The sequence below is a fragment of the Chlorogloea sp. CCALA 695 genome (assembly GCF_003003885.1).
In the GTDB taxonomy this organism is placed as follows: domain Bacteria; phylum Cyanobacteriota; class Cyanobacteriia; order Cyanobacteriales; family Chroococcidiopsidaceae; genus Aliterella.
The window spans coordinates 20,828-29,006 of the sequence record NZ_PVWN01000052.1; the positions used below are offsets into that span (position 1 = coordinate 20,828).

The window sequence follows — 8,179 nt, forward strand, 5'->3', positions numbered from 1 at the left end:
ACCATGATCTTGGTAACAGGAGCCACGAGACGGTTAGGGACAGCAGTAGTCCAAAATCTACTGGGAAAAACATCCGCCAACCAAATTGCTGCATTTGTGCGTGATGAAAATAAAGCCTCTGCTTGGAAAGAAAAAGGTGTAGACATCCGAGTCGGGAGTTACGACGATCCTGCCTCACTCGACAAAGTCATGCAGAACATTGGAAAGGTTTTACCGATCGCCGGAACGGATGAAGATAACCGCCTTCGGCAACACCAAAATGTCGTAGATGCCGCAAAAAAGGCAGGGGTTCAATGTGTCGCCTACACCAGTCGAACATTGAAAGACAGAAATACTTTGGCAAACAAGAAGTAAGCCCCGATCTAGAAAATTTGCTGGGGCGAAAGCCTGCATCGCTTAAAGCCGGGTTGAAAGTTCTGTTCAAGTTCTGATGAAATATAGGGAGAACAATAAAAATGAAAAAAGCACTAATAACAGGAGCCAATAAAAGTATTGGTTTTGAAACCGCCCGTCAACTGCTGCAAAAAGGATATTACATTTATTTAGGCAGCCGTAATTTAGACAATGGTTTAGAAGCTGTCGAAAAGCTTAAAGCCGAAAGCTTGACCAATCTAGAAGTTATCCAAATAGATGTCAGCAATGATGAATCAGTGAAAGCGGCGAGAGTTGAAATTGGCAAAAAAACCGAAGTATTGGATGTACTAATCAATAACGCTGGTATCAGTGGTGGCATGACTCAAACAACAAGTACAGATATAGCTGTTTTTAAGCAGGTGTTTGATACCAATGTGTTTGGCGTAGTTAGCGTTACCCAGGCTTTCATGGGCTTGCTGCAAAAGTCCGCCCAACCCCGCATCGTGAATGTAACGTCAGGCTTGGGTTCGCTTACTCTGCACAACGACCCTACCTGGAAGTATTACAACGTTAAAGCGGCTGTTTACAACTCATCAAAAGCGGCACTTAATATGTACACTATTGTTTTGGCTTACGAATTGCGGGATACACCGTTTAAAGTTAATGTTGTTGACCCTGGATATACTGCCACAGATTTCAACCAGCATAGCGGACCTGGGACTGTAGAGGATGCCGCTGCACGGTTAGTGAAATGCGCCACCATCGATGCTGACGGCCCGACAGGAAAGTTTTTTAGTGATGACAACAGCCCAGAAACGGGAGAAAGCCCTTGGTAGTTTCAGGTAGTTAACAACCTGATTGCGTTCGCGTAGCATCTCGTTTGCGGTTGAACCTGATTGCTGGGTTGCTCAACTACGAACTGGCACATCCCTCATGACTTATGCAGGAGGTCTATTTAGTTTCTGCATCTAGGTTTAAGCCAATTGACATTTCAGCTTAATAGATGTATATCTATATATATGTATTTATTTTGGTTGCGTCTAGTTGTAATCAGAGGAGAAGCTAGTGGACGTAAACCAGTTTCATCGTATTGCCAAAGCTCTTGCTGACCCACGCAGATTTGAAATTTTAACAGCAATATCCTCAGCAGATGAGTTGTCTTGCGGAAAAATAGTAGAACAGTTTTCAGTATCTCAAGCAACAATCTCTCACCACCTTAAGGAGCTAGTTAATGCTGGTCTGGCTCAATCTCGTCGAGATGGGCAATATTGTTATTACAAGCTATGTCCGGAAATAGTTTCAGATTACATTGCTCAGTTAGAGCAGGTTATTTTGGTTAGTAGTCAATTGCAAAAATAATATTTCAAAGCTATAAGTCGTAATCAAAGGTGTTTAAGTTTAAACATTGGATGCGTTGTAAATAGTTAGATGATATTGCAGTAAGGTTGATTACTTAAGAAATAAGCATACTGCTAGCCAATAGTATTTGAAATTAGCAAAGAAATTTTAAGCATATATCGCTCATACTTTGTAGCAGTCTAAGCCTGCGCCTGAAAAGAAATACAACACAACTATAGTAAGTTATGGAATCACTTGAATCCCAAACTCCAGTCGTAGATAATCAACAAGAAACCTTAGCAAAGCCAGTAAAGCCAACTCGCGCCCAGCGCCCCTGGGTTTGGGTGTTGCTGTCTCTGCTGCTATTAAGCGGAGGCATTGGACTATGGCGTTTGCTGACTTCTGGTAATGAACCGCCCTCAAGAGCATCGGCTCAAGGGCTACCCCCTCGTCCTGTAGAGACAATAGCGATCGCTCAAGGCGAAGCGGTAAGACGCATTACTCTATTGGGTCAGATTGAAGCTAGTGAAACAGCAACCGTACGCACCCAGACGAATGGTTTAGTGCAACGGGTTTTAGTTCAATCAGGCGATCGCGTCACCCCCGGAACAACTATTGCAATCTTGGATGATGCGGATCAGCAGTTGGCTGTAGCAGAAGCACAAGCTCGGCTGGCACAAGAACGTAGTGGACTGGCTCGTTTAGAAGTTGGTACTCGTCGTGAAATTGTTGCCCAACGTCAGGCAGAATTAAGTTCAGCCCAAGCGAGGGAACGAGAGGCACAAGATAACCTTAGACGCAACTCGGAGCTAGTGACGGAGGGAGCTTTGTCTAGAAGAACGCTAGTAGAAGCAAGAGCCGCCGCTGATGCTGCAAATGGCGAGAGCTTGCAAGCAACAGCTGCCCTAGCAGAAGTAACCGCTGGTCCCACACGTGAAGAAATTGACGCGCAAAGAGCAAGTGTAGCCGCGGCTCTTGCTACTGTAAATCAAGCTCGACTTTCACTACAGCGTACTCGAATTACTGCCCGCTCTATTGGCGTAGTAAAGACTAGAGAAGTCAGCACAGGCGACCTTGTAGAAAGCAACGCTCCAATAGTAACTTTGGTTAATGGTCGCCAGTTAGATGTATTTCTAGAATTACCAGAGGAACTCAGCGGCAGCATTGCACCAGGTCTACCAGTGACGTTAGCTACCCGCTCCCTACCCAATTGGCGGGGTCGCGCTACCCTAACTGGGGTGGTTCCTTCTGCTAATGCTGCTTCCCGACGGCAGATGGTGCGGGTGCGCCTTGAAAACCCACCCCAAGAATTATTGCCAGGAATGGCGATTCAGGGCGAACTCCAACTACGAATTAATTCTCCTAGCTTTGTAGTACCGCGCGATGCGCTGACTCGGCGCGGTGAACAGTGGCTGATTTACAGTGTCGTTGAAGGCAAGGCAAAGCAGTTTGAAGTGGAACTAATTGCTGATATGGGCGAAAAGATGGCAATTTCTAACAAACAGCTAACAGTAGGGCAGCCTGTGGTTGTGCGCGGTAGTGATGGTCTGTCCGACGGAGCAACTGTTCAAGTTACTGAGCCAGACACTAATACTCAGACAAGCAACTAGAAATAGGTACTTAATTATGAATTTTATTAGAACTGCCGTTCGCTGGCGGCATGGCACATTTGTTTTGTTTTGTCTGTTAGCAATGTTTGGGATACTGGCACTCTTGAGCCTGCCCTTGGAGTTGCAACCAGGTGGCGATCGCCCAGAAATTACAATTACTACTCCTTATATTGGGGCTGGACCAGCAGAAGTTGAGGATTTGATTACCCGCCCAATTGAAGAAGTGCTGGAGGAAGTTGAAGGAGTAGAAGAAATTACCAGCAACAGCCGCGCGGGTTTAAGTAGCATCACGATAGAGTTTAACTGGGGTACAAATGTCGATGCTCGTCTGGTGGATGTACTTAACAAGTTGCAGCAGGTGGAGGCTTTGCCGGAAGAGGCGGGTGAATCTGATGTCCAAGTGGCTAGTGGTAGCGCCGATCCCATGATGTGGATCGTGATGAAGCCTAAAGAAGGCAGCACACCCGACTCTAATCGCTATCGTGACTTAATTAATGAAGTGATCGAGCCGGAACTGCGGCGAGTAGAAGGTACTGGTCGGTTCTTCATTGCTGGCGGACAGGAACGGGAAGTTGAGGTGCTTGTCGATCCCAAAGCGCTCAGCGATCGAAACCTCAGCCTTAACGATCTTACTACTGCCCTAAGCGATAATAATCGTGATATCCGGGGCGGTCCTCTAGTTTTGGGAAGACGCGAGTATCGGGTGCGTACTGTCAGCCGTTCTCAAAAAGTTGAGGAACTGGAAGGGTTCGTCTTGCGCCGAGATGATTCTGGCACAGTTTATGTCCGCGATGTAGCCCAAGCGCAAATTGGTCGTAAGTTCCAAGACAGCGTTTTCCTCCTAAATGGTAATCCTTCGGCGGCAATTGGTGTTATTCGCCGCGTAGGAGCGAATGTACCTGCTGTATCCCAGGGTGTACGGGCAACTCTAGCAAGACTGCAAACACAGTTCGACCGAGAAGGACAGGGGTTTTATTTTGAGATTCCCTACGATGAGAGCAGCTATATTGACCAGTCCGTATCCACAGTCCAGTGGGATCTAATTACTGGAGGTGTGCTGGCAATTATCGTGCTGCTATTATTTTTAGGTTCGCTGCGAACAGTAGTTGTAGTAGCAATCAGTATCCCAACCTCAATGATCGTCGTATTCGTTGTGTCGTCATTACTAGGGCGAAGTCTCAACATTATCAGTTTGGCCGCGTTGGGTTTTGCGGCGGGTATGGTAGTAGACAACACGATCGTGGTAATTGAAAATATCTTTACCCATATGCAGCAGGGTAAAACTAGATTGCAAGCAGCGATCGACGGTACAGAGGAAGTTGCAGCAGGAATATTAGCGGCTACTCTGGCGAACGTTGCCGTATTTGCGCCGCTAGTATTAGTCACCGGTGAAGTAGCGCAGTTGTTTGCAGATATGGCGATTACTATTACAGCTGCGGCGGTGTTGTCGATGTTTGCCTCCCTGACACTCGTTCCCATGCTTTCCGGGTTGTTTCTTAACCAGGCAGAGGCGCAGCAGATGCTTCAGGGAGGAGAATATGGCGATCGCAACTGGTTTGAAAAAGCCATCGCGCGGACTTCAGCAGCTTTTCGGCGGTTACAAGACAAGCTAGAAAGGTTTTTGTTGGCAACGGTAGGCTGGTCACTCGGTCCGCGACGGGTCAAACGCAGACTAGCACTGCTATCGATTCCCGTCGTACTATTGGTTGTCAGTATCTTTTTGCTACCGCCTGCGGACTATCTGCCGGAAGGGAACCGCAATTTAATTCTGTGGTTAACAGAGCCTTTCCCAGGAACCAGTGTTGCAGAGGCGGTAGAGCTTTCTGCCCCAGCTAGGAACTTCCTCAAGCAGCAGCCTGAAGTTGGTGATACATTTTTTGTTAATTTTCCTCAGTTTCGGGCAATTGGAGTCACATTGAAACCGGAATCGGCAACGAGCAATGGTCTGGCAGACATGGTGGAACGATTAACTGGTAAAAGTTTTGGTTATCCAGGCTATCGCTTCATGTTTCCGATTCGGCGCTCAATATTTAATGATCCGGGTAAAGAGTTTGAAGTTCAACTGATTGGTCCAGATCTCGCTCAACTGGCTGAACTAGAACAGCAGGTAACTCAACAGATCAGAGGGCTAACTGGAGTTGTGAATGTGCGCTCTGACTTTGTTACTGGCGCTCCTGAACTGCAAGTTATCCCCAATCGGGAGCGACTGGCAGAAGTGGGACTTTCAGAAGCAGAAGTGGGAGCAATGGTGGAAGCGGCTCTGGGGGGACGCTTTGCTTCAGAATTTGTTGATGGCAAAGAGGAACTGGATGTTACTGTGCAGTTACAAAATATTTTTGTTCAGACACCGGAGCAGTTGCGTCAATTGTCGCTATATAGCAATCGTGGGCAGCAAATTCAATCTGAAGCAGCAGTATCTAATACCCAAGATCAGCAAGTTCAGCTTGCCGATGTTGCAGAAGTGCGCGAGACAACAGGACCAGATGTAATTAACCATGTGGATCTGGAGCGCTCGACTACCCTAACTATCAGCTTGGCTCCTGACGCGCCGTTGGGACAGCTAGTAGCGCAGGCTGAAAATCAGATTTTGACACCAAAAAGGGCTAGTTTGCCGCCTGGGGTTCGTTTGGAACTTGCAGGTTCAGCAGATCAACTGTCGGAAACAGTGGGACAGCTAATGTCAGCATTTATATTTTCTGTGGTAATTATTTATCTGCTGCTGGTAGCGCTGTACCGCTCCTTCTTTTACCCAGTAGTAATTATGGCAACAGTACCGATAGGGATGACTGGGGCGCTGTTGAGCTTGGTGATTATCAACTGGATTCCAGGTATGATCGTGCCACTGGATATGATCACAGGTCTAGGGTTCTTAATTCTTACTGGAGTAGTCGTGAATAACGCGATTCTGATTGTAGAACGGGCTTTGCAGCTTCAGGAGGAGGGGCAAGAGTACAATGACTCGCTTTACAACGCGACGCGCGATCGCTTGCGACCAATTTTTATGTCCGCAAGTACGAGCGTACTAGGTATGTTGCCACTAGCTGCCTTTCCAGGGCAGGGTTCTGAGCTATATCAGGGTTTGGGCATTGCCCTCACTGGAGGTCTAGCTTTCTCCACAATTTTGACACCAACTGTAGTTCCAGCTTTGATGGCACTGCTACACGACTTTGACCATCGCCAGAAGAAACCAAAGCCGAGTCAGCGTGAATCTGTTGAACAAGTAGTTGCTAGGTAATATGGGTAGTTTTAAACAAGTAAGGATAGTGGAGATGTTGCATAGGTGTTGATAAAGCATTAAATTGACGGAGATGTTGCATAGGTGTTGATAAAGCATTAAATTGACAAACCAAACTGTAGCGGTTAATGAACAACCCAATCCCAAGATCATGCATGAGAACCGTCTTGGAAAAACAAATTGTTTTACGCGTTAAACGTTTAATCCGTGTTCGTAGATTTATGTGCTTGTTTTCTGTTTTTTGGGTATTTTGTTTACCAACTTCATGCTTCGATGTATCTAAATGACGTTTATATGCCCCCTAATCATCAGTGTAAAAGCGGCTAATCCCAAAAGGTAACAATAGTACTTTTAACTGAAGAAAAACTTCATCAGAACGATTCCCAAGCACGTAAGCTAAAACTTTTCCACTCTTGCGCTCAATTGCATGCCACAACCACCTCTGGTTAGCTTTTTTTTCAACAAAGCTCCGCATTTCATCGAGCTTCGGATTCCAGTCCTGACTCCATCTTGTCTAATTTAGCTAAACAAATATCAACCACGATAGATTCGCAGTTAGATTGTTTGGTAGTCATATAGAACCCATTTGACATCTCTAAGAAGCTGCAAGCCTCTTGATCATTAACCTGACGAAGCAAAGATTGAGCTTAGTGGTTGCATTTGCGCTTGGTTCTTTCGTGGTTTTTAACCAGAAACTTACAGCGCTCCATCCAAGCATTGGAACGTTCAATCACCCACCGAGCAATGGATGGAACAAATCCAGACTTACCTGTTGCTGCCTTCTCTTGCCTGGATGGCTTAGTTGACAATTCAAACTTTATTTTCTTCATGATCTGGGGATACATCTTTTCTAACTCCTGCCTCAGATGCTCTGGATGATAGCCGTGATCTAACAAGAGGGTGATCTTGGGAATGTTTACAGGTTTTGCGCGGAAGTAGTCGATGTTGTGAGTAAACATCGAATAGCAATCCCGCATCATCGGAGAGATTGGCGCTGGTACAGTGGGTGAAAAAAGGAAACCCCAATGTATCAACCGCTAAATGCCGTTTGATGCCATTCGTTGCTTTGTAGAAGCAAAACCCTTTGAACTCTACGCTCGCATTACAAGTGTTTTGCACCGCTTGAGAGTCAATGATGATTAGCGTTGTCCACTTAGCTTTTTTTTCACTTGTTCTCGCACTTGTTCATGCAATATGCTCATCAATTGAACAATTGCTCCCGCTTCTCGCCACTGCTTGTAGTGCCAGTAAACCGCCCTTGTAAGGCGGTAAGTCTTTAGGTAAGTCTTCCCAGTTGCAACCATTTTTTAGTTGATCTCTGATGCCATCAATGATGTCCCGTTTCGTCCAGTTCGAGGGGCGAGTCCGCTTCTTCTGCGGCAATATCTCAACCAGCAAGGGTTCAAGGATTTCCCATTCTGAATCGGTTAGGCTGCTAGCGTACGGCATGGCTGTTGAATCTGCTTTTTGCCGTAACTGTACCTCACGAGAGTAAAAGATGTCAAATGGATTCTATAGAAGTAATTATTTGTTGTAAGTAGACGGTTACAATAAAATATAAGATAAAAGAGATGTGTTTTCTGCACGGGGACAATTTTTTAAATGCCTGCTCCTATTCGAATAGTTTTAACAGAGGAAGAAG

The 8,179-nt window shown here is 46.0% G+C and carries 7 protein-coding genes and 1 pseudogene; 5 read left to right on the plus strand and 3 right to left on the minus strand.

Going from position 1 to position 8,179, the window contains the following annotated elements:
* Positions 1 to 3: 3 nt before the first annotated feature.
* The 5 genes from C7B70_RS19705 (at position 4) to C7B70_RS19725 (ending at position 6,537) form a co-directional block, all read left to right on the plus strand.
* On the plus strand, positions 4 to 354 hold the full coding sequence (locus C7B70_RS19705) for an NAD(P)H-binding protein (RefSeq protein ID WP_199192374.1): 351 nt from the start codon (positions 4 to 6) through the stop codon (positions 352 to 354).
* A 101-nt stretch (positions 355 to 455) separates the two neighbouring features.
* On the plus strand, positions 456 to 1,190 hold the full coding sequence (locus C7B70_RS19710) for an SDR family oxidoreductase (protein ID WP_106370701.1): 735 nt from the start codon (positions 456 to 458) through the stop codon (positions 1,188 to 1,190).
* Positions 1,191 to 1,419: 229 nt separating this feature from the next.
* Positions 1,420 to 1,713: a helix-turn-helix transcriptional regulator gene (locus C7B70_RS19715; protein ID WP_106370702.1), complete on the plus strand. Its 294-nt coding sequence runs from the start codon at positions 1,420 to 1,422 to the stop codon at positions 1,711 to 1,713.
* 224 nt (positions 1,714 to 1,937) lie between these two features.
* Complete coding sequence (locus C7B70_RS19720; RefSeq protein WP_106370703.1) at positions 1,938 to 3,302, plus strand: efflux RND transporter periplasmic adaptor subunit; 1,365 nt, start codon at positions 1,938 to 1,940, stop codon at positions 3,300 to 3,302.
* A 16-nt stretch (positions 3,303 to 3,318) separates the two neighbouring features.
* Complete coding sequence (locus tag C7B70_RS19725; RefSeq protein ID WP_106370704.1) at positions 3,319 to 6,537, plus strand: efflux RND transporter permease subunit; 3,219 nt, start codon at positions 3,319 to 3,321, stop codon at positions 6,535 to 6,537.
* On the opposite strand, the pseudogene C7B70_RS28870 reads toward C7B70_RS19725, so the two are convergent.
* From C7B70_RS28870 to C7B70_RS19745, 3 genes and pseudogenes are all read right to left on the minus strand, one after another.
* Positions 6,530 to 7,012: pseudogene (locus C7B70_RS28870) on the minus strand (IS1 family transposase). The gene C7B70_RS19725 and the pseudogene C7B70_RS28870 sit on opposite strands and share 8 nt — an antisense overlap.
* Before the next feature lie 172 nt (positions 7,013 to 7,184).
* Positions 7,185 to 7,496 carry a transposase gene (locus C7B70_RS27120; protein ID WP_199192375.1) on the minus strand — a complete coding sequence of 104 codons (312 nt, stop codon included), beginning with the start codon at positions 7,494 to 7,496 and terminating at the stop codon, positions 7,185 to 7,187.
* Between the two features lie 226 nt (positions 7,497 to 7,722).
* Positions 7,723 to 7,986, minus strand: coding sequence for a transposase (locus C7B70_RS19745; protein WP_199192376.1), 264 nt, complete (start codon positions 7,984 to 7,986; stop codon positions 7,723 to 7,725).
* Positions 7,987 to 8,179 lie beyond the last annotated feature (193 nt).

What these genes read in the sequence shown, in the direction of transcription:
- C7B70_RS19705 (WP_199192374.1), top strand. Translation starts at nt 4, where the DNA reads ATGATCTTGGTAACAGGAGCCACGAGACGGTTAGGGACAGCAGTAGTC.
- C7B70_RS19710 (WP_106370701.1), top strand. Translation starts at nt 456, where the DNA reads ATGAAAAAAGCACTAATAACAGGAGCCAATAAAAGTATTGGTTTTGAA.
- C7B70_RS19720 (WP_106370703.1), top strand. Translation starts at nt 1,938, where the DNA reads ATGGAATCACTTGAATCCCAAACTCCAGTCGTAGATAATCAACAAGAA.
- C7B70_RS19725 (WP_106370704.1), top strand. Translation starts at nt 3,319, where the DNA reads ATGAATTTTATTAGAACTGCCGTTCGCTGGCGGCATGGCACATTTGTT.
- C7B70_RS27120 (WP_199192375.1), bottom strand. Translation starts at nt 7,496, where the DNA reads ATGTTTACTCACAACATCGACTACTTCCGCGCAAAACCTGTAAACATT.
- C7B70_RS19745 (WP_199192376.1), bottom strand. Translation starts at nt 7,986, where the DNA reads ATGCCGTACGCTAGCAGCCTAACCGATTCAGAATGGGAAATCCTTGAA.